Source organism: Sphingomonas sp. Leaf4 (assembly GCF_920939515.1).
In the GTDB taxonomy this organism is placed as follows: Bacteria; Pseudomonadota; Alphaproteobacteria; order Sphingomonadales; family Sphingomonadaceae; genus Sphingomonas.
This window is the reverse complement of sequence record NZ_CAKLBB010000021.1, coordinates 1-22,170: the sequence shown is the minus strand read 5'-3', so window position 1 is coordinate 22,170 and position 22,170 is coordinate 1. Positions and strand designations below refer to the sequence as shown.

14 protein-coding genes are annotated in these 22,170 nt (G+C 64.0%); 4 read left to right on the top strand and 10 right to left on the bottom strand.

Annotated elements, in window-relative coordinates:
- Position 1: 1 nt before the first annotated feature.
- The 10 genes from LRA89_RS19700 to LRA89_RS19655 form a co-directional block, all read right to left on the bottom strand.
- On the bottom strand, positions 2-4,222 hold the full coding sequence (locus LRA89_RS19700; RefSeq protein WP_230772704.1) for a hypothetical protein: 4,221 nt from the start codon (positions 4,220-4,222) through the stop codon (positions 2-4).
- A gap of 202 nt (positions 4,223-4,424) precedes the next feature.
- Positions 4,425-5,174, bottom strand: coding sequence for a uracil-DNA glycosylase (locus LRA89_RS19695; protein WP_268934958.1), 750 nt, complete (start codon positions 5,172-5,174; stop codon positions 4,425-4,427).
- Positions 5,175-5,384: 210 nt separating this feature from the next.
- Positions 5,385-8,792, bottom strand: coding sequence for a UvrD-helicase domain-containing protein (locus LRA89_RS19690; protein WP_230772702.1), 3,408 nt, complete (start codon positions 8,790-8,792; stop codon positions 5,385-5,387).
- Positions 8,792-11,440 carry a PD-(D/E)XK nuclease family protein gene (locus tag LRA89_RS19685; protein WP_230772700.1) on the bottom strand — a complete coding sequence of 883 codons (2,649 nt, stop codon included), beginning with the start codon at positions 11,438-11,440 and terminating at the stop codon, positions 8,792-8,794. The genes LRA89_RS19690 and LRA89_RS19685 overlap by 1 nt, the downstream gene beginning before the upstream one ends.
- Positions 11,441-11,851: 411 nt before the next feature.
- Entirely contained in the window at positions 11,852-12,136 is a 285-nt protein-coding gene (locus tag LRA89_RS19680) for a BrnA antitoxin family protein (protein ID WP_230772698.1), read from the bottom strand.
- Complete coding sequence (locus LRA89_RS19675) at positions 12,117-12,404, bottom strand: BrnT family toxin (protein WP_268934957.1); 288 nt, start codon at positions 12,402-12,404, stop codon at positions 12,117-12,119. Before LRA89_RS19675 ends, LRA89_RS19680 begins: the two co-directional genes overlap by 20 nt.
- Before the next feature lie 100 nt (positions 12,405-12,504).
- Positions 12,505-15,138 (bottom strand): AAA family ATPase, encoded by a 2,634-nt coding sequence (locus tag LRA89_RS19670; RefSeq protein ID WP_230772697.1) that lies wholly within the window; start codon positions 15,136-15,138, stop codon positions 12,505-12,507.
- Positions 15,135-16,250 carry a metallophosphoesterase family protein gene (locus tag LRA89_RS19665; RefSeq protein ID WP_230772696.1) on the bottom strand — a complete coding sequence of 372 codons (1,116 nt, stop codon included), beginning with the start codon at positions 16,248-16,250 and terminating at the stop codon, positions 15,135-15,137. The genes LRA89_RS19670 and LRA89_RS19665 overlap by 4 nt, the downstream gene beginning before the upstream one ends.
- Positions 16,251-16,328: 78 nt before the next feature.
- Entirely contained in the window at positions 16,329-16,715 is a 387-nt protein-coding gene (locus LRA89_RS19660; RefSeq protein WP_230772694.1) for a type II toxin-antitoxin system VapC family toxin, read from the bottom strand.
- Positions 16,712-16,957: an AbrB/MazE/SpoVT family DNA-binding domain-containing protein gene (locus LRA89_RS19655; protein ID WP_230772693.1), complete on the bottom strand. Its 246-nt coding sequence runs from the start codon at positions 16,955-16,957 to the stop codon at positions 16,712-16,714. The genes LRA89_RS19660 and LRA89_RS19655 overlap by 4 nt, the downstream gene beginning before the upstream one ends.
- 269 nt (positions 16,958-17,226) lie before the next feature.
- Between LRA89_RS19655 and LRA89_RS19650 the strand changes: the two genes are divergently transcribed.
- From LRA89_RS19650 to LRA89_RS19635, 4 genes are all read left to right on the top strand, one after another.
- Positions 17,227-17,892, top strand: a complete 666-nt coding sequence (locus LRA89_RS19650; protein ID WP_230772691.1) for a recombinase family protein — start codon at positions 17,227-17,229, stop codon at positions 17,890-17,892.
- Between the two features lie 311 nt (positions 17,893-18,203).
- On the top strand, positions 18,204-20,834 hold the full coding sequence (locus tag LRA89_RS19645; protein WP_230772689.1) for a TonB-dependent receptor: 2,631 nt from the start codon (positions 18,204-18,206) through the stop codon (positions 20,832-20,834).
- On the top strand, positions 20,831-21,604 hold the full coding sequence (locus LRA89_RS19640; protein ID WP_329958531.1) for a DUF1868 domain-containing protein: 774 nt from the start codon (positions 20,831-20,833) through the stop codon (positions 21,602-21,604). Before LRA89_RS19645 ends, LRA89_RS19640 begins: the two co-directional genes overlap by 4 nt.
- Positions 21,601-22,050 (top strand): hypothetical protein, encoded by a 450-nt coding sequence (locus tag LRA89_RS19635; RefSeq protein ID WP_230772685.1) that lies wholly within the window; start codon positions 21,601-21,603, stop codon positions 22,048-22,050. The genes LRA89_RS19640 and LRA89_RS19635 overlap by 4 nt, the downstream gene beginning before the upstream one ends.
- Positions 22,051-22,170: the final 120 nt, after the last annotated feature.

The window sequence follows — 22,170 nt, the reverse complement described above, 5'->3', positions numbered from 1 at the left end:
CCTATGCCGTGCCCGGTGAGCCGCTTGCTGCCTGGGGAGGAGCAATCCGTCCGCGCAGTCGCGGTAATCCATCTCCATCGACATCAAGCGTGTCGAGGTGATCCTGCGTTACCTGGACCACGTGAATGAACCGGTCCGCGGTGCGCTGTGGCCAGCGGGCCCCGCTTTCGAGCTTCCAGCCTTCGCTCACTGATGGCCCCTCCTCGACGCCGCGCCACAGCCACTCGATCCGGCGGGGCAGGCCAGCGAGGTCGGCCAGCGGATCCCAAAGCCATCGGACCCGGTAGCTTTCATCCTCGTCTTCCACCAGCAGCGCCATGAAGTAGCGCCCGGGATACTGCTCGGCCTTTTCCCGCTCGAGCTCAGACCAGTAGATCCGCTCGCTCGCCAGCGACTTCACTTCGATGTGGAACTCTACGGCGCCTTTGGCCAGGAGGAGGTCGGTCTCCCGCAGGTAGTCGTCGCGCACGTTTGCGCTGCACGTCCACTCGCTGCCGAGGCAGGCCGCGACCTGTCGCATCAGCCAAGCTTCGGCGCGCAATCCACGGTTCGCCGCGGCTTCCGCGGCCTCGGCAGCGTCACGCCGCTTATGCTTGCGTTCGTCGCCACCTCCCCCCCCGAAAAGCTTGCGTGGTTTCAGTCGCCGCGGACCAACGCGGTTCGGCTTGCCCTGCCCCTGTACGTCATCGTCGTTCGAGCCTTGCTCGCGTTCCTCGTGGGTATTGGCCTCGGCCTCGTCATCGACGCGGTCGTCGTCGAGCGAACTGTCGCTCTCGATGTCGCTGCCCTGAGCCCCTTCGACATCATCGACTCCGCTATCATGTCCTGTCGTTGTTTCATCCGGCTCCTCCTCGCCATCCAGATCATGAAGGGCCTCGCGGATGCGATATTGCGGTATGCCGTCGTCGGCGAGGATGGCGGCAACCTCGTCGCGGCTGGCGCGCAGAATGCGCGCAAACCGATATTTGAGGTCCGCCCCATGAAGGCCGAACTGCTCTGCAGTGGCGGCGGCAACGGCCTCCCATTTCTCGCCCGACTGGAGATTAATCAGGTACCGGCCATCTTCCTTGAAGGAGGAGGCAGTGCGATCCGCCAACGGCTCGCCTTTGAGCGAGACGCGCAAGCGCAAGTCGTTCACAGCCAGGAAAGGCGGCACCGTCTTCAGAAACAGCCCCTTCGTGCGGCAGATCGCCGCCAGCGCGCCTCGCCTCGCATTCAGGCGTCGCCCGATCTCGGCGCTGCGCTTCTCGATGGCAGGCTGATAGTAGGGTTCAACCACGAGAACTTGGGACGCTGGCCGGACGCCGAGCACCTCAGGTGCTCCTTGGCCGCGGTCCAAGCGGACGGGCAGAATGGCGATGCCCCTTTGCCCAAGGCCATTCAGCACCTCCTGGTTCTCGAACCGGCCGCTGTCGATCCAGAGCACGTCGGATGAGCGGGCGACAATTACATCGCCGGCACGGTCCGGGAAAGTCGCAGCAACTTCCGGCAGGGCCGCCGTCCCCTTGGCGCGGTCGGGAATCCGCAGCATAGCATCGTAGAAGTCGCGAACGGATTTCGTCGGCACCTTCTGTCCGATTTCGATGCGCGCCAAAAGGGACTGCGACCACTCGATCCACGTCTGCCAGTCTTTGGGAAGCGCATCATGAACTTTGAGCCTCCGGACAAACGTCGGCTTGAGACCGCTTTTGCGGATCTGGTTGATAGTGCCGACGTCGATGATCGGGGTGATGCCTACAATGCCCTTCCCCGGCCAAAACAACTCGTGCGGCGCAAGTCTACCCGCGCTCATCCCGGCTACTGGCTTTTGCGGAAGGTATCGCTCCCGCTTCAATTGAAAATCCGCAAAGCTCATGAAGGGTTCGGGGCGGTGGGTCCGGTCAGCCCAGATCACCTTTCGCCAACGGCCCTCAAGATGGCCCGTCGCGGTGGCCAAGCTGCTAACGCAGGCCGCGACCTGTGGCGCAGTAAGTAGCGCCAAACACTCCGGAAAAGACTCTATGAACCATTCCTGGTTGACATGGACGACGCTACTGCCGCTCGATACGTGGAAGAACTGCCAGCTAGGCTGCTCCGTAAGACTGCCATCGCGTCCGACAAAATGTATCTTTGGCTCCCATGAGACGCCGAGGAACCTGAGTAGCGCCTTCCACCGCTTGATCCCAAAGGCGGAGAGCGCTTTGATGGGGGCGTTAGCGATCACCCGACCCGGTACGTTGCGGAAGAAGCCTGCCAGCTCATTATACCCGCCGATTTCTCGCCCCGCATACGCGGAGCGGCTCGCTACCCAGCCGTTACGCGTTGGAATCCGTGCCACCGACGCCAACGCCAACCGCATCGACCTATCGTCTGACATCTCCACGAGCGGCGCGATTTCTGTAAAATCGGGGATCGTCGCCCAATCGTCTATGAGGCGCAGCGCCTCGTAGCCTGTCTCACCCCAGCGCTCAACGGACCAACTCGCGAGGGCTGGAGCCAATGCCCGTGCCAGCCACTCGTCCGGCGCCTTCAGGAGTCGTCCGGATAGGAGCGGCGACCACCTTGCAACACCAACCGCATCGTAGCTTTCGAGCAGCTCCATCGCTTCGGGATGAAGCAGGTCGGCAGCAAGCCAGCTCGGCCATCCTGCGGGCCGTCGCCGGAGCAACGGCGGCTGTGCCACGAGCGATCTGATCCCCCCATCCCCCGTCGGCCAGATCGGCGCGGTCGCAAGCATGTCGATTATCTGTGTGGGCGTATTGGCAGAAAGGCAGCCCGCGTGCGCAATGCGGATGGCTCGCAGCGCCTTGGGCAGGTTGTCGATCCTTGCTGCTGCCAAAAGCGCTGCATAGTCGGGCGCGCGTAGCGGTTCAGCGCCAAATATCGAGCGCAGGTCGGCGAATACCGGTGCCAGCTCACGCGTTGGTAGGCGCATCGTGGGCCCGGGGTTCCGCAGGACCAACTCGTCAAGTTCATGATCCCAAGTGCGCACGTCCCTCGGCGCCGCCCGTCCCCCACCAATCAGCCGTACGAAGGCAGCATCGCTCACGGCACTGGAGATGGCCTGTTGAATCAGCCGGTCGGGCCGACGCACCCGACTTGTTTTTGTCGCGCGCACAACGTCGCCGAAGACTCGGACGACCGATGCCGGCGCAATGTCGTCGACGACTTGCGCGACCAACGACTGGAGGGCTTTCCGGACATCTTCATCGTGCTCTGACAGCTTGATGTTGTTGCGGTTGCTGGTGAGAGCGAAGGATCCGTGGACGAGGAAGCGCGCCGAAATCGACTCGGCAGTCGGGAAAAAGACGTGGACGGGGATTTCATCCTCGGCGGAAACCGCGATGTCGTCCTTCGTGGCAATGGCGATCGCCACGCTCAGGGTCTTGCCGTCGTCGCGCGAGGCGGCGGCGGTTGAACTCCATAGCAGCCACTGGCTTTCGGTCGTCTCGCCGTCACGCGTCACGGCCAGCTTGGCGGATGCGTTACGTAGAACCAGAGAGCGCGGGCGAGAAACAGTGAGCGTCGTGGGGGTCGGTCCTGCGCCCTCGATGACTACGGTGTCGAGGTTTCGACATAGCAGGAGGAAGTGTGGGGCAAGCGCGTTGAGGCGGGCGGTGACGCCTGCACGCACAGCTGCAGACTTGAACGGTAGTCGGATCACGGTCGTGGAGCCTTCCCTAATCAGCTCCTTGGTCACTGCGTCGCGCGCGACCGTATGCGGGAGGCGGAAGGTCAGGTCCGGCGCATCCGGATCGATCGCTCGAAGGACCTCTCTCGAGGCCGAGGCGTCGAACCCGAAGTCGAATGGCCCAGAGTGGATGCTCGGCCGGTCGGTGACCTCGAGGACGGACTTGAACCCCAAGCCCTTTGCCCCGATCAAGTCGGCGGAACTCGTGCCTACCGGAGCAAGGGCGTCGTCCGCGTTCTGCAACAGCTCCCATAAGGAGCGCCCGGCATAATCGCTGCTTGTTTCCCGCTCGTGGTTGGCGTCCTCCTGCAGCTGGTCGATGTCGGTGCGGTACACCGCGAGGCGGCGTTCTCGGATAGCGTCGATGAGGCCGCGGTCGGACACCTCGTCGAGCGACGATCCCGGTCCCCGGTTTGTCTTTGCACTCAGGTTCTCGCGGCATACGGAGACAACCCCCCGACGGTCGAACCGCCGACCGAAGTTGGCGACGTAGAGGGCGTCGTCGATGATCCGAAAGGTGACTGATCTGCGGCTGGTAATGGGACGGCTCATAGTTCGAGTAAGTCGATTTGCCTGGTCTATCCGATCAAGCAAGAGAAGCTCCCCTAGAGTTGCGCTAGGGCGGCGCTGCTGCGCACGGTAGTTAAACCTGCCACGAAGGCGAGGATCGCCTGCAGCACCGATCCATCGTCACACCCGCATACGCCGCCTCTCACCAGGCGCGCGCATTCGTCGATCCCTCATATGTGCCGATCTACCGTAGGCTGGGGTCGGCATCGAGCTTATGACGCATCGACCAGTCGATGCGCCTGTCTGGCGGACCACGCAGGAACTCATTGGCCTCCTCGAAAGGGCGGCTTCCCATGAAGCTGATCTTTCGCGAGATGCGCGCTGGGTGCGACGCTTCGAAAACCTTGTGTCGCGACCCTGTGAATAGGGGAGCATACTCCCGGGCGGGGCGACCCCATAACAGGATCGCGGACGGTGGAGCGAGGTCCCGCACCCGCTCAAGCACGAATCTGGTAAATGTCTCCCATCCCCACTCTTTGTGCCAAAGCCGCTTGGTTGCTTCCGTCGTCCAGATCGTATTGATCAGCAGCACGCCCTGGTTTGCCCAAGTTACGAGATCGGGGGACGGTGGTGCCTCGGGCAACAGCTCTTCGAAAATATTCGCAAGCGACTGCGGTATTACGTCGCTCGACGCGATCGCGAAGGCGAGCCCTGTCGCACGGCCCTCGCGAGGATAGGGGTCTTGAGCCAGGATCACCGCGCGTATTTCGGAGGGATCGGTCAACTCGAGCGGAAGCATGACCCGGTCGAGCGGGGGTGTGATCTTGGCACCCGCTCGTGCGCTTCGTCGGAGGCGCTCACGCAGCGCGACCATGTAGGGTTTGCCAAACTCCGCACCTATAGCGTCCCGCCAGGCGGGGGATTCAAGAGGCCAGCCTCCGTCGTCGGCCCATGCAGCTACTCGATCCTCCGCCGCGTCGCTCCGCAGCGTCACGGCCGGCCCTGCCGCCGCTGTCGAGGGGTAACCGTGACACTGTGCAGTAGCTCCTCGGCCACATTCAGAATGGTGACGAGTTCGTCGAGCTCGGGACGTCCGCCCCGGTGTCCTGCCGTGCTGCTTGCGTCTGTTACCACTCTCAGCGTCTCCAGTTCTCTCTCGCCCAGCTAGGCGACCCCATCGGCAGCACAATGCAAGGTGTCCAGATTAGACACTTTCGGCAATCCTGGTCAGCGCCGGTGCCTCGACGCGCAACAGCTCTCCGGTGGTCACAAACACAATTAGACCGGCTGGAATGCCCGTTACGTCCAGATAACGGCGGACCTGCTGGCGATAATGATTGCCCGCCGCAGCGCTCGGAGTGACGTCGCTCTTCCAGTCGATCACCAGCTCTGGCGTCCCATCCTCACGGAGGCACAGAGCGTCGACTATACCGAAGGTCGCAAGTTCAATGCCGTCGACCTCATCTAGGCCATAGACCGGAAGCTCGGCGAGCATCCGCGGACGAAGGGCCGCGATCTCTGGCACGGCGAGTGTCCGCGCCACAGTCCCCGCCAACTCGTCGGGGGCAAGAGTTGCCATCGGCTCAGTTCCGGGCTCACGCCCGATTGCCCGTACCAGATCTGCCGCCCGTACGGTGAGCGCTGCAAGGTCGCCCGCCGTCTCTCCGGTTAGTACTTCTTCGAACAGCTTATGAATAATCAGCCCGCGCTCCCGGCCGCCCTGCACCGCGATTGTCGCGTCGGGGTCGGGGGCATCCTCGGTCACCACCACAATCCGCGGTTCGACGACCACTTCAAGCGCCCCTTCCGGATCCTCGTCCCGGCTCGGTGCGACCCAGCGCAGCCGCGTCGTCGCCGCGACCACGCGGGCCGCTTCAGCTGCGAATGTCTCGCGCGTCTGGCTGTTTTCGGGGTCGCCATCGATTGTGTCGAACCCCGGCGGATGATGATCGATCGCGATCACCGGCAAGCCATCCAGATCGAAATCCATCAAAGCGTTCCAGCTACTCCGCGCCGGCGCAACGTCGAGCTTGGGCAGCACAAGAAGTTCACGCGCCCGGGTCGCCGCGACATACCAGAGGCGAAGCCGTTCGCGCTCGCGTTCGGCAACTTCCGCCGCCTTGGCATCATCGTATCCGGCCGGCGCCACGCCGAAAATTGGTAGAAAGATCACCTTCGTGTCGCTGTCGATGATCGGATCACGCACGTCGTTGCCCGATGTCATCGTGTTGATCGGCACGACGATCGGCCATTCCAAACCCTTCGACGCGTGCATCGTTACCAGCGACACTGCCTCCTCCTGCGCATCCGGCCGCCCTTCTGCAGAACGTGTCTTTCCCTCCCACGCGGCCGTCATCGCATCTGCAAAGGCCCGGAGGCCCCGCACGCCATACGGCTGTGCGAGACTTAAGAAGAGGTCGACATTGGCCAGCGGGCGCTCGGCCTGTCCGCCGTGACGTTGAAGCAAAATGGGTCGAACCCGCAACAGGTCAACCGCCTCGGCGAGCAGCTGGTGCGGCGTCGTGCCGTGGATCGTGCGGCGGAGCGCCTGCAGCTTCTCAACGACGTCACGGGCATAGGGGTCGGCGATCGCCTCGGCATCGAGGTGTATGCTGAGCCGCGGCCGAGCGTCAGGCCGCTCCGGATCGCGCGGTTGGCTCCAGACGAGATCAAGCAACTGCTCCTCGGTCAGCCCTACCAGCGGACCGCGCAGAAGGGCAACGAGCGCCAAGCTATCACGACTGTCGGCGAGCACGCGCGTGATCGCAATGAGATCCTGAACTTCCTGGCGGCGGTAGAAACCCTTGCCGGCTTGCGTCGCGACCGGGACGCCGCGCTTCTCGAGCGCTTCCTCGTAGCGCCACAGTTCGGTACCGCCCGGTGCCAACAACGCGATGTCGCCGGGCCGGCATGGCCGTTTTGTGTCAGTCTTGCGATCGACGATGATCTGGCTGCCAATCAGTCGGCTGCACATCTCCGCGACTGCCTCGGCCTCGCAGTCGCGCTGCACGCTGGATTTAGCCTTGCCGTCCTCACCGGCACACGCAACCGGAAGCGCTGCCACGCACAGGCCTTCGCCATGATCGGGATGGAAGCTATCGAGCGCGGTAAAGCCGGGCTGTCCCTTCTCTTCCGTCAGATGCGGGGCAAACCGGTCGTTCACATATGCCAGGATCGCGGCACAGGACCGGAAATTGGTCGATATCGACAGCAGGTCGTTCGGGTTGAGCGCCCGGATGGCTTCGCGCGCTCGCACATAAGAAGCGACGTCGGCGCCGCGGAATCGATAGATCGCCTGCTTGGGGTCGCCGACCAGAAACAGCGCACCGGGCCGAATGCGATATGCCGCCCAATCGCGCGGATCCGCACCTGGTGCGGGATCGCCGCATAGCCGCCAGAATATCTCGGTTTGCAGCGGGTCGGTGTCCTGGAATTCATCGACCAGCACATGCGCATAGCGGCGGGACAGGGCGCCGCGAACCGCATCGTGGTCGCGCAGAAGATCACGCGCGGCAAAGATCAGGTCGTCGAAGTCGAGCAGCGCCGCCGCGCGCTTATAAGCCCGGAAGCGGTCGGCAATCGGCTGGATCGCGGTGAGCAGGTCGGCCAACACGCGCGCCGCGGCCCCCTGCAGCAAGGTGGTCCAGCTCTGACAGCATGCGAGATGCAGCTCCTCGGCGCGCGCGTTCAGCACTCCGCCTTCGGCCTTCGCGAGACCGGCGACCTTCGCCGCCGTCTCCCATTTGCCCTTCTTCTTGTAGACGCTGAACGCGCCCTTTCCTGTGCACAGCGACGGGTGCGGGACAGACGCCAGAAGCCGAACCAGCGCGGACGGGGATTGGTCGGTTTCGGCAAACGCCACCGCTTCGCCCATGTCTACAAAGGCTATGGCCCCGTCGATGCTTTCCACCTCTTGCGCAGCCGTCCCGACGACAAAGGCGCGATACGCCTCGGCCGCGATGCGGAATGCCGTCACCAGTGGCGGGATCGCACCAACGGGCGGCGCCACCAACACGCGGTTGTCGCGCAGCGCGGCTGCGGCCGTTGCGACAAGCTCGGTTGCCTTAGTGGGATTCTCGAAGACGAGTTCCGCGATGAGGCTTTGACCGCCTGCATCCAGCGTATCACGCAGCCAGCGGTCGACGATATCGCCGAACACCAGCTGGGCCTGGGCCGGGTCCATGAGCGCGGCGCCGGGATCAATATTCGCTTCGACCGGATAAGGCTTGATCAGCCGCTGACAAAAACCGTGGATCGTCGAGCATGTAATCTCGTCGATCGCGGCGGCTGCGGCCTCGAGATTGGCCCTTTGTTCGTCCGAGAGGCCGGTCGGCAAGGCGATGCTGAGTTCGCGCGGGATTGGACCGTCGAGCAACCCGTCTACGAAATCTCGGACGCGCGCGAGAAGTTCGCTAGCCGCGAGTTCGGTGAAGGTCACCGCCGCGATCGAGCTGGGCGCGGCGCCGCCGGCGAGCAGCAGCGTCAGTCGGCCAGCCATGACGGCGGTCTTGCCTGAACCCGCGCCTGCTTCGACCAGCACAGAGCGATCATGCGCCGTCATCGCGGTAAGGCGGGCAGCTTCGTCCCGCAGGACAGGTGCTACGCGGGTCATCAGATCGCCTCCCAGACGAGGGCCGCATCGCCAAGGGCCGCGCGGGCAGGTTCGATTTTGCGCATGCAATATCCGTTCGGGGCATTGGCTGGGAGCGCAAAGCTCAGATCGTCATAGTCGCCACCGTTGTCGGGCCCGATCAGCGCGCGGCCGGCGAGCAGGCTCGCACGGGCCGCGCGGAGATGGCCGGTTAGCTCTTCCAGTACCCCCGCAGGGGCATCGAGATGGCGCGCTTCGGTGTCGCGCGGATAGAGCAGCGCCGCGTCGATCTCGACGCCGTCGCCGAGCAGCGCCTTGACCGCGTAGGCGTAGAGGCAACGCTGCAGCTCCTTGCCGCCCTGCAGGATCACCGGCTTGGGCGGCAACCTGCCCCCCTTATAATCGATCACGCGCGCCTTAGCGGCGTCGCCCGACAGGTCGAGGCGATCGATGAAGCCGGAGATCTGGAAGCCGGTGTCGGCAATTTCGACGACCGTGGCTGGATCCCAAGGGATCGCGCCTTCGGATTTGGCTTTCTGTCCTCCGAAGGGCACCTCGGTATAGCTTTTCTGATCCGCCAACGACGGTTCGGGATGTTGCAGCGCGTTCAGCGCGGTCTGCTTGGCCTCCTCGACCGTGCGGCGCCACACGACGAGTGGCGGCACGGCCTGCTCGCCTTGCCACCGGGCCGTCACCGCCGTTGCGGCGCTCTCGATCGCTGCAACGATCTGATCGGGTAGCGCGACCGCGAGGCCCCCCTCCCCCTCCAGTAACCTTACCGCGTGATCCAGCGTATCGTGGAGCAGGATGCCGCTCTGCCGGGCATCCAGCACTAGCGCTTCCTCCGCGCTTTCCGGCGCTCTGATACCAAGCGCATAGGTCCAGGTGAATCCGAGCGGATTGCGTAGCAATTTGGCGAGCGAGCTCGCCGACTGAACCCGTTCCAGCGCCGCCAAGAGCGCGGGGTGACCTGCGCGAACCACGCCATCATGGGCAGTAATGGTAGGGCGTTGCCAGTCCTGCCAGCAAGAGGCCGCCGAGGCCGCCTGCGGATATCCGGCGAAGTCAGCCTGACGCGCCACCAAACGATCGGTCTCGCTCATGGCATGCTCGGGTCGCCGATTGCGGCGAACATAGCGCGCCTCGGGCTGCCCGCGCAGCAGCGGGCTCTTACCCAGCAGGCGCCCTTCCCCGTCGCGACGCGGCCGCGAGAGGACAACCTGTGCACTCGTCGTACACAGGATCGTTTCAAAATCGCGACGATCGGCAGCGGTGACCGGCAGCGGATCCAGTTCTGCCGTCGGGATGATGTGATTCGACAGCAACCGGTCTTCCGAAATTCGCCGCGGCCAGCCGGTCGAAGTTAGGCCGAGCAGGCGGACGAACTTGCGCGGCGAGGCGGCGAGTGCCGAAGCCGGCATCCACGCGACCGAGACGCAGGCCTCGCAGGCATCTTCCTGCCGCAGCCCGTCGATCGTGACGTCGATCGCAGCGGGGCTTCCGGCGAGCAGCGCCTTCCGCCAGATGCGCAGCGCCCCGCCCGAAAGGAAGGCGCGTCCGATCGCTTCGGCTTCGGCCACGCCACCCGCAAGCGTGTCGATGATCTTCCGCAGCTCGGGAGCATGGTCGATGGCGTCTGGCCATCTTTCAGCCGTCAGGCCTCCCAATAGCCGAGCCCAGGCGTCAGGAGAGGACAAGGGCGCGTCGGGGGGCAGGATGCGCTGCCACCCTTCCGGCAAGCTTTCGAAGGGGCCTGCACCAGCCAGAAGTGTCGCGAGGCGCCGCAGGTGCGCCTGCGATATGCCGCGCACGAGAATGTCCGCGAGTGCGGCCGCGGTCTGACCGTCGCGCGTCGTCACGACGCGGATGCTGTGTACGAAATGAAGATCGATATTGGCGTCAGCTCGCAGCGCCATAAACTCGTCATCATAGGCGGCCGGGGCTGCCGCCGCGATCGCGATCTCGGATGGCTTTGCAGCGCCGCTCGCGATCAGCTCGCGCACCCAACGCAGCGCCTCGATTGCCTCATGGTAGCCGTTGGCGGCGCTCACCGCTTCGATTTGCGGCGTGGACGGGTCCGCGCGGACGATCTCCACGGCCGAACCGTCAAGCCATGCCGGAACCGATCGAGGGCCCGCATGCCAACGCACCGGCACCGTCGTCGCCAAGGCGAACAACAGGTCGCGCCAGCAGGGCGACAGCTCGCTGATGCCTTGGATGTGGATTTCGCCGAACAACGCTGTCGCGTGATGGATACGCTCCATCGCACGCGACGCCAAATCGGTCGGTCTGAACATAGAGGGCGGCAACACCTCCAACACGGCCGCCTCGAGCGTTGCCATCGCGGCCAGCCGGGGATGGTCGCCCGCACGCGCCGCAAGATCGATGCCGGTGCGCCAGACCTTGTGCAGCGTGTCCGCACCAGCGCCGACCATGCCTGGCAGCAGCTTGATCGTGTCCAGCTCGCCCAAATCGGTGTCGGGAAGCACGCGCTGGATCGCATCGCGCAGCGCCTCCGCATCAATCGGCTGCGCGAAGCCTCCCACAAGACGCGCGGCCAATTGTTCGAACGCCATGACCTGTGTGCCGTGATGCTGCTTGCGAGCGGCGTCGAGACGGATCTCACGGGATGCGAGACGACCGTGCGCGATATAGGTCTGCCGCTGCATGCAATACTTTCAAATAGGCCAACTTAGTCGAGAGTAGATGGCAGGAGAGTCGAGATCAACGTCGAGCTTGGCAACCCGGATGATCACGGTCCGTACCGCTAGGCAAACTCAGCGCGCGATGCAGGCCGCCTACGCCTTCGGCGCGACCGTCGACAAAACGGTTCAGGAGCTAGCGACATCGCTCCAACTTCCGCTGTGTCAGGCGATCCCGCGGTACTGCCAGCTTGAAATGAGGCCTTTGCTAGCGCTCGGTCGAAGTGCCTTGCTGATCTCGCCGGGGACCCGATGTCGGTTCGGCCAACCGGTGAACGAATGGGTAGAAACGCATCTCTCCGCTCCAAAGCGGCCATTCCGCTTCCCACCAATCTAGTATGCGGACGGTCTGCTTCGACGGGTGAACGTGCTTACCGTTCAGGCTCGTGCCTCGTTCTCGGTGACGTAGCGACGTAGGACACGATTGATCTCGGTCTGATACCCGCGATCGTGGGCATGCTCCTTGAACCAGGTGACAATATCGGCATCCAGACGGAGCGTGACCGGCTTCTTGATTGGGCGATAGAGTCCGGGTCGGCGGGCATGGTCCCAGGCCTCCGCAGGGGCTTCGGGAATATCCGTCGTATCGATCTTGTTATCAGGCAGGTCCGCCAGTCTGTCGAGCTGGTCCTGCAGTTCGGGGCTAAGCGCTTTCCTGCTCATACCGCTTCCTTTCGTGTGACGTTGCCTTTCTGGCGCTAATGATGCGAACGCGTGCTTCATCGTCGGGTTCGGGATGACTGTGCACGACGACCAGAACAACCACCGCCCCGACCAGGCCAATCGCATGCCAACGTTGCTCGTGACCCTCCATACGGTCAGGCACAATGACGTGTAGCGGATCGCGCCAAACCTCCCGCGCAAGCTCGAATGACACACCGTGCTTCACGAGATTGGACGCTGCCTTCTCACGATCCCACTCGAACGCCACGAACAACCTCTGTATTTACGCATTTGTATGTACGATCACGCGTGCCAGCGATCAAGCCTATGCACACGGTCTGTATCGAAAGCGGACCTCTCACGCTGCGCTACTGCCCTCCCGTCAGGCTGATCCGATTGCCGAGATGTCGGAAGGCGCGATCGCGGCAGGTGAGCAGGATGACCTGCATCCGCGTCGCGGCTTCTGTCAGGATCTCGGTCATGAGATCGAGGCGGGTATCGTCCGAGTAGACGAGCGGGTCGTCCAGGATCAAAGAAACCGGCACTCCTTGCTCGAGCAGCATGTCGGCAAAGGCGAGCCGGGTGAGGATCGCCAGCTGCTCCTGGGTGCCCTTGGAGAGATCGCCGCAACTCTCGCCCACGCCACCCCGCGCGATCGACGCCAGACCAAGGTCGTCACCAAAGCCGGGATCGGCGCCCGGCAGCAGCCGCTCGATGTACCGGCGTGCACGCCTCGCCACTGGCCCGACGAACGTCCGTGATGTCTCGGCGCGTGCGCTCTCCAGCGTGTCGCGAAGCAGCTTCAGCGTCTCGGCTTCCTGAGTCACACGTACCAGGTTGGCAGCTGCGGCATCAGCCTCCTCGCGCGCGACCGCGGCGCGGTCGGCCAATCCCTTGCCGCCTTCCGCCTCGATTCGCGCCTCAAGTCCGGCGATCACCTTTTCCAGGTCGGTACGCTGGGTTCGAGCGACCTCGACACGCTTGTCTAGCAGTCCAATCTGTCGCTCGATCGTCGTAACGTCATGCGCAGTCGCTGCGCGCTCAGCATTCTGCAGGTTGACCAGCGCTGCCGCTTCCTCTTGGCGTGCCTTGCGCAAATCGTCGTCAAGCGAGGCCACCTCGGGCTTGGATTCCAAAGTAGCCAGCTGTCCCGCAGCGTTAAACGCATCTCGCTCGGCGCCGGCCTCCTGCATCATAAGCGGAGCATTGCGCGCCTCCATCTCGCGCAACTGCTCTGAGGCGACCGCGTCGACACCTTCTGCCCTTGCCAGCGCCGTGTCAGCCTCACCCGCCGCGATCGTCAACGCCTCAACGTCTGACTCTTCGTCACCACCCTTCCCTTCCGCGCCTTCCTGCAATTCGGCGATGAAGAGCTTCAGGGCCGGCGCACCCGCTTCGATCCCGAGCAGCGTCACCGCAGGCGTGATGCCCGCGATCCGCGCCTCAAGCGTGCGGAGATCGGCGACCGCCTCTCGGGCAGCCTCGTTACGAGCGCGAGCAGCAGCGACACTCGCCACTCCGTGCTCAGCCAATCCTGCGTTCAGATCATCGGTCACGTTGGTGAGCACCGTCTCGGCACTTTGCAGCCCGACTGGCGGGCGGATGATCAGCTCAGCAGCGCCAAGTCGGATGCGCGTCTCGCGAGACAACATCCGGTCACCAGGCTCGGCCGCCGATCCGTCGATCATCAGGCCGCTGACATCGCCGATAAACTCGATCCGGGTGGCGCCGGCATCGACGGCCGCCCGTGCCTTGTCGACGGCCCGTTCGCGTTCTTCGAGGGCCTTAATGACGGTGGCGGGAATCACTGCTGTCGCGAGCTGCCGCATCGCTTCGTATTCGGCCTCCAGGGTAATCAGTTCGGCATGTCGCCGTCGTGCCTCGCCGATCGCAGCCCGGCGCTCGCTCTCGGCAGTTTGTGTCCGGGCAGCACCAAGCGCCGCATGCGCGGTCCGCCGATTGTCACGGGCCTTCACCAGCAGGTCACGGGCTGTCGTCGCCCGTTCCTGCGCAGCAGCCAACTCACCGACTAGGCTAGATCGACTGTCCCGTGCCTTACTGAGCACCGTAATCGTGTCGCTGACAGCTTTACGGGCGGTTGTGAGGCGCGAGGCGAGATCCTCGAGTGCCCTGACGCGGTCGACAAGGCGACCCTGCTCGGCGCGGCGTGTGTCGAGCAGCTGCGCTGCAGAACGCGCCACATCGAGCTGGCCTACCAGCGCCCGACGTTGCTCGGCATCGGTGGTGTCGGCAAGATCACGGTCGAGGACCTTCAGCCTTGCCCGTGCGGCCTCGAGATCGGAGAAGCCCTGTTCGAGGGCGGCAAGCCGGGTCATCGCCTCGCTCGCGGCGCGCTGCGCGGCGTCATGCTCGTTGCGTGCCGCGATCTGGCGACCGGTCGGTCGACCGCTATTGGTCCAGTATTCCGCGAACTGACTATCGATGCGAGGGCGAACCCGCTGGTAGGCGGTGCCGCCCATGATCGTGCCGACCTCGGCTTCCAGGGTCGCACGCACGCTATCCCGCACGATCTCGCCCGGCGCCGTCACCTCGAGCGCCTGCGCTTGCCCCACCCACAGCAAGCCGAGGGCACCGTGAGCGGTCGCGTCGCCGCCCTGGCTGGTGTCGCGACGCGCACCGAGCAGCACTTGCAGCTGCGCCTCGGCGTCCTCGCCCTGCGCCCGCCCGTGCGGGCCGCGGACCTCGACCGAAGCGTTCTTCAAGAAGCGCTTGCTGACCGCCCACGCCTCGCCTTTCGCCTCAAAACCGATCTCGATCTGCGGGGCGACAGCCTCACCGTGAGGCGCATAGCTCCGAGCGAGCCGGTTGGCGGTGTTGTGCCGGATGAAGAACGCGGCGCGCATCGCTTCCAGCAGCGTCGACTTGCCGGTCTCGTTGGGTTCGATGATGACGTTGAGCCCATCAGTCAGCCCATCAAGTACGAAGGGATCGCGGTATTTGCGGAAGTTGGAAAGCGCGATCCGCCGGATCTTGAGGCTCATGCCGCGTCCTGCCCGCGCTGATGTTCCACGAACAGGCGTTCGAGCGCCCGCCTGGCAACGGTGCCGTCGTTGCCACCCGCCTCGATCAGGCCCATCAGCATGGCCGCGGCCGTGCCGATCATGCCCTCGACCCGCAGGTCTGCGAGATCCTGTTCGCTCGGCCGACCGGCGAGATCGTCGGCGGTGACCGCCAGATGGCGGAGGCGATGGCGCAGATCGTTGTCGAGCCGGGCCAGGATCGCGATGCGGTCGGACAGGCTGACGATGCCGGAGAGCGAGAGCTGCAACAGGGTCGCCGATGGTTCGACCTGCGCGAGCAACCGTTCGCACTCGGCGGCAAAGCCCTCCGCGTCGGCTATCGTCCATTCGCGCATCAGCCACTGGAACCTGCCAGTGCGGATCGGCGTCACCAACGGCTCCGGCCCTGCCTCAAGCGTTACGAGCAGAGCATAGCCCGGCTCATCACGCTGGAAGCGATCGGTTTCTGGCGTGCCAGCGTACCAGGTGCGCGCATCGACCCGGAGGGTTCCGTGCCAGTCGCCGAGCGCAAGATAATCGAGGCCGGAGCGCTGCGCACGATCGGGAGCGATCTGGTTCTGTGCCTCACCACGCGACGAAAAGTCGCGGATTGAGCCGTGCGCCAGCCCGACACGCAACGTCGCGCCCGGCGTCTCCATCGTGTTGAACAGCGCGGTTGGATCGTCGAGATTGTGCCGGTGGGTTAGCGGTGCCGGCAGCAGCCATTGCCTCGGCGCCAGCTCGCACGGCACTGGCTCGGTAAGGATGCGGATATTGTTGGCGCCCTTGGCACGCACGCGATCCCACAAACCGCTGTTCCGGGCGAAGTCGTGGTTGCCGGGCAGCAGCCACCAGGTACAGGCATAGCGCTGCATCCGCGACACCGCTTGCACGATGACGCGGTCTTCGGGTCCTTCGGTATCGAACACATCGCCGGCGACCAGTACGTGCGCGACGTCATGCTCGGCTGCCGCCTTGCCGATCGCGTCGATCGCATCGAACCGCGCTTCGCTAAGGGCAGCGCGCACGTCGCTGTCGAAGCGGCCGTAAGGCTTGCCAAGTTGCCAGTCGGCTGTGTGGATCAGACGTAGCATGGAAACCTTCTGGCGGTGTGGGTCATGGCTGTCGAGCCGGGCTTCCTGCCCCCTCCCCTACCCCGCGACCAAGCGAGATCAGCGGATTGCGACAACCTTGACCTGAACGACATCGGCGATCTTCTTCCAATTCTGATCACTCGTCCACGCAGGCAGCCCATCCCGTCGGGCAAGCGCCAGGCAGAAGCGATCGCCCAGACTGAGCCCCGCTTCAGCTGTTGCTGCCCGCATCCGCCCTGCGATCTGTGCAAGCGCCTTGTCGGCCGGCACGACGGTCAGCGGCAGTGGATCGAGCATGGCATCGACTTCGCGCTCGGGCATACCGGCGTAGACGAAGTGACTGACGACCTCGGCATAGTTGACGCTGCTTACCCGCGCCCCGCCGATTTCTGCTGCGACCTTCGCCGCTCCGCGTTCGCCCTTAAGCATGGCAATAATCGCAGACGCATCCAGCACCACACTCATTCGCCGCTATCCTCCCGACGCCGGGCGAGGAATGCGTCAACGGATGCGTCGGGGTTACCGGCCGTGTATTGCTTGGCTAGGGCCTGCGCGCGTGCCACGGCTTGGCTTGCGGTTCGCAACACAACACCATCCTCGGTTTCGTCCAGGTACACCGCACCACCACCACTTAGACCAAGTCGCTTCCGGACGTCCGCTGGTAGGCTCATGCGCCCATTAGGCATAATGTTGATTTGCAAGGTCATACTGGCACGGCTACCTCTCTGAAATACGATGTCATAACATAGCCTAACCAGTCATCTACGACAACAGCCGAGCCACCAAGGCACCGTTCCATTTCTATGTCTCAGATGGCACCCCGTGACATACCGCTACGATCGTAGCCAACCGCCTGCTTCAACAGGTGCGTTTTGGGTATACTCCTGGAGGACTGGCCGCCGACTGGTCCGTTTTCCGTAAAAAGGGATTATAAAAAAGACTGGACATCAGCGGACCATTCATAAAGGACTAAGGCATGTTCGTTCGTGCCTATTTACGCGCATCGACCGCTGAACAGGACGCCACCCGCGCCCGCGCAGCGCTGGATGCTTTCGCCGCTGCGCATGGGTTCCGCATTGCAGCGCGTTATGTCGAACATGAGAGTGGTACTCGCCTTGCTAGGCCAGAGCTGTTTCGGCTGCTGGACGACTGCGGTCCTGGGGACGTGTTGTTGGTCGAGCAGGTCGACCGGCTATCCCGGCTCAGCGCGGCCGACTGGAGCAAGTTGCGATCGGAAATCGAGGCGCGCCAGGTCCGGATCGTGTCGCTCGACCTGCCGACGTCCTGGAACCTGATTGCCACCCCCGACGACTTTACGGCCCGGATGTTCGCGGCGGTAAACGCGATGATGCTCGATGTCCTCGCCGCGGTCGCGCGCAAGGATTATGACGATCGTCGCCGTCGGCAGGCCGAAGGGGTCGACCGTGCCCGAACCGCAGGTCTCTACAAAGGTCGCGTCGAGAATACTGCTCGCAATGCGTCGATCGCCCGGTCGTTACAAGATGGCCATAGCTGGCGTGAGATAATGACCGGCACCGGTTGCAGCCGGACGTTGCTCGCCAAGATTGCACGCCGCCTGAAAGACGAACGGATGGCGGACGCCAAGGGCGTTGATCCGAGTGCTGTCGACGGCACCGTCTGAGCGCCGGCATCGCCCTTCGATCAGGCCGCCGATCTTTCCCGCTTCTCCGTCTCGACCGGTCAGTTTCGGGAAAGAGCAATCGGGAACACATTTCGAGAAAATGGGCGCTCGGGCCTTTCCTGCTCCGCATCGGACACCCCCCTGCCCCGCGCGCCGTTCCCAATCGAGAATGCCCCACCAATTTCCATCGCAGTGCCATCATGGCGACGAGCTTCGCCAGATGGAGAAGCTGCTCACAGCCCACCGACAGTCACACTCTTGTAATGGTAATGTACAATAAGTTAGTCTCTTTCCAAACATAGGAGGGGACCATGATTCGCGCTTATCGCCGGGCGCTGCTGCTCGGCTCGACTCTCGTTCTGACATCGCCGCTGACGGCTCTCGCGCAGGAGGTTTCGGCCACCCAACCTGCTGACGCGACTGACGGTGCCGACATCGTCGTGACCGGCACGCGCGCTTCCAACCAGAAGGCGGTGCGGATCAAACGAGCCTCCGACCAGATCATTGATACTGTGTCGGCGAGTGAGATCGGGCAGCTTCCCGACTTCAACGCAGGCGATGCGTTGAAGCGCGTGACCGGCGTCAACACCCTGCTCTATCAGGGCGAACCGCGCTTCGTGATCGTGCGCGGATTCAACCAGACCTATAACGACCTGCTGATCGACGGCTTCAGTCTCGCTTCGACCGACATCAACCTTGGTCAGAGCGCGGCCGGGGGGCGGCAGATTTCGATGGAGGTGCTGCCCTCAAACCTCGCCTCGCACATCGATGTCGTCAAATCGGCGTTGCCATCGAACGATGCCAATTTCATTGGTGGCCTGACGAACTTCGCGACGGCCAGCGCTTTCGATTTCAAGCTTGCCACGCTGACTGCTTCGGTGAAGGGCGGCGCGGCGCTGGACAGCAAGAGCAACGGCGGCAACCATTTCGGCGGTCAGGCGGAGATCGCCGGGGCGACGCGGTTCGGGCCGGATCGCCAATTCGGACTCTATCTGTCGGCGACCTATTGGAAGCGGCAGATCAACGTGCCGCAGGTTGAAACAGGCGGCACACGTAACTGGTACACTGCTGCTGGCACGCTGACGACGCCTTATGGCGGTACGGGCTATGCGGTGCCGTCGCAGCGGCTCTACTATAATTATCAGAATGAACGTGAGCGGTTGGGCCTCCAGGGGCGGTTCGACTGGAAGCCGAACGATGCGGTCTCGGCTTTCGTCAGCACCTATTATTTCGACCAGAGCGAGCGTTCGTTTCGCAACGACCTGAACGCGGCGGTCCAGTCCTCCGCCACCGTTGCCAACCAGACGGCGACGAGCGGGACGCTGTCGAACGTCACGCAGACCGCGCAGCTGGGTCGCTATCGCTGGCAGCGCGACGTCTACGGTGTCTACGGCCGCGCCGAGGGCGATCTGGGTAATGGCTGGCGTAGCGACGTCGGCGCGAGCTGGTCGCGCAGCCGCGTCGATAACCCGCAGACGGTCGATGCCTTTGCGCAGACCCGCTTGCAATATGGCTATGACACTAGCGGCAACGTGCCGCTGTTCACGCCGGTCAACGCGACCGCTGCCGGCAATCTCGCGCTCTACCCGGCCAATCTCCACCGCGATGAACGCTACAGACTGAGCGAGGATCGGTACGACCTGCAGGCCAATCTCGGCTATAATGCCAAGGCAGAGGATCGCGGGTTCGGCGCGATCGCCGGCGCGCGCTTCACCGTCATCCGCCAAGGAGTGAGTCTCGCCCGCACCAACTATACCGGCCTGTCCTACACACTGGCGAGCGCTGCCAGCGGCACCCTCTGCGGCTTCGTCTGCGACACGCCCATCCCCACGATCGACCCGGGCAAGGTCGACGACCTGTTCGCGGCCGCCCGCGCCGGCGCAACCGCAATTATCGACACGGCTGCGCAGGCCGGCGGGACCTACCGCACGCGCGAGGATGTGGCGGCAGGGTTCTTCCAAGCGCAATATCGCAGCGACGCGCTGTTCGTCGCGGGCGGCGTCCGCGTCGAACATACCGAAGCGGGGTCGAGCAGCACGCAGGCGATCAACGGCGTCTACACGCCCGTATCGGCAGGCAGCAGCTACACCAACGTGCTGCCGTCGATCTCGGCGGTCCTCGATACCAGCGACGCCAGCAAGCTGCGTGTCGGTGCCAGCATGACTGTCAGCCGCCCGAGCTTCGGCGCCTCATCGCTGCGTGGTGGCGTGCTCAACACGATTAGCAATCCGCCGACGCTGACGACTGGCAACCCGGACCTGAAGCCGCGCCGTGCGACCAATCTCGACATCGGCCACGACTGGTACATCGACAATGGGCGGGGGATCATCAGCGTCGCCGCCTATTACAAATGGATCAAGGACGATGTCTTCACCTTCGGCACGCTGGAAACTTTGCCTGGGGTAGCGGTGCCCGTGCTCGTGACACAGGCGCGCAATACCGACCGTACCGTGCGTGCGTACGGCGTCGAGCTCGGCGCGTCCTACGACCTTAGCTTCCTGCCCGCGCCGTTCGATGGCTTCGCGGTCAGCGGCAACGCCTCGTTCGGGCGCGCCCATTTTCCGATCACCCTGTCCGATCAATCGGTGCGGGTCTTCAACAACCTGCCCAATCAGCCCGCGCGGATCTTCAATGCGGCACTGTCCTACGACAAGGGGGCGGCGCACGGCCGCCTTGCCTGGAATCATCTCAGCCAATTGTGGGACGATCGCTTCCCCAATTTTACCCCGGCCGGCTTCTACGCCAATCGGTTCCAGCAGCCGACGAACAATGTCGACCTCCAGCTATCCTATGACGTTACGCCAGCGTTCACGGTCAGCTTCGACGCGCTGAACCTGACGAGGCAGGGGATCGAGCAACGCTACGGCCGGGATCAGGAATTGTTGCAATCGACCTGGAAACTGCCGCGGCAGATTCTGGTGGGCGCGAAGGTGAAGCTATGACGACGCGGAGAATGATGTTGAAGGGGAGCGGACTGGCGCTGGCGGGTCTCGCCGCCACACGAGGGGTGGCGGCAGACCGGCTCCCGCCTGATGTCGGCCGGAAGTTCGCTGCCGATGGCCGGGTGCTGCCGTTCGCGGGTAATACGATCATCTGCCACGTCCCCCAACAGGGCGTGGGGTCGGAGGCGTTCGACGCGCTGCTTGATGTCTATCGGGCGCTGCCGGGCGAGCCATGGGCGCGAAAGATGACCGCCTTGCCGCCGTCGAGCTATCACATGACGATTTTCGGCACCGCGAACGACAAGACGCGGCGCTATCCCTTCTGGCCGGCGGGTCTGCCGCTCGACATGCCGATGGCGGACTGCGACCGCATCCTGGGCGAGCGGCTGCGCGCATTCCGTCTCGGCGACGAGGCGGGGCCGTACCGGATGCGGGTGAACATGGAGCCGCCACCCGCCAGCGAAACCCCGCTGACGGTGCGGCTGCTGCCGGCCGACGAGGCTATGGAGAGGAGGTTGCGACGGCTGCGCGATCGACTGTCCGAGGTGACCGGCATTCGCGAACCCGGTCATGACACTTATCGCTTTCACATCACGCTCGGCTATCAGGTCGCCCCGTTGACGCCGCAAGAGGATGATGCGTGGCGCCGGTCGCTGACGGCGTGGAAGGCGATGATCGTCCGCCGCGCACCAATCGTTACGCTCGGCAATCCGGAGTATTGCCTGCTGAGGGACATGTTCGCCTTTAAGCGTCAGTTTTTCCTGTCATGAGGCGTTCCGCATTCGCACTGCTAGCGCTGGTCGGTGCCACGGCAGCAACTGTCCCCGCCAATCCGCCCGAACGCTATCTTACCGGCACCGGCGTCGACCTGCGCCGGTTCCTGCCTGCGCCACCCACGCCTGGGTCGCCACTCGAAGCACGCGATCGCACCACGTTCCGTCATGGCCGGCCCCCGATCGATAGTACACGCTGGAAGATGGCAACGGCGGACGTCGACGAGGGGACCGCTGCAATCATGCGCGATTATGCCGCGCCGATTGGACTACCGCTGACCCCGGAGCGCTATCCCGCGCTCGCACATCTGCTGATCGGCATGCGTCCCGACGTCGCCGCTGCGGTGAACGCCGTCAAACCGATCTACGCACGGCGACGGCCGTTCCTGCGCGACGCCGGGCCGGTCTGCGAGGACAAGGTCCAGCTGTCGCACAGCTTCTGACGTGACCCCAATTTTTCATCCAGCGGCAACCAGAGACCTGCCGGTGTTGTCGCGCATGAGCGCAGGTGAAACAACGGGCGGGGTTAACCCCGCCCGTTGCTGTTCGAGCCCGGCAGCGAA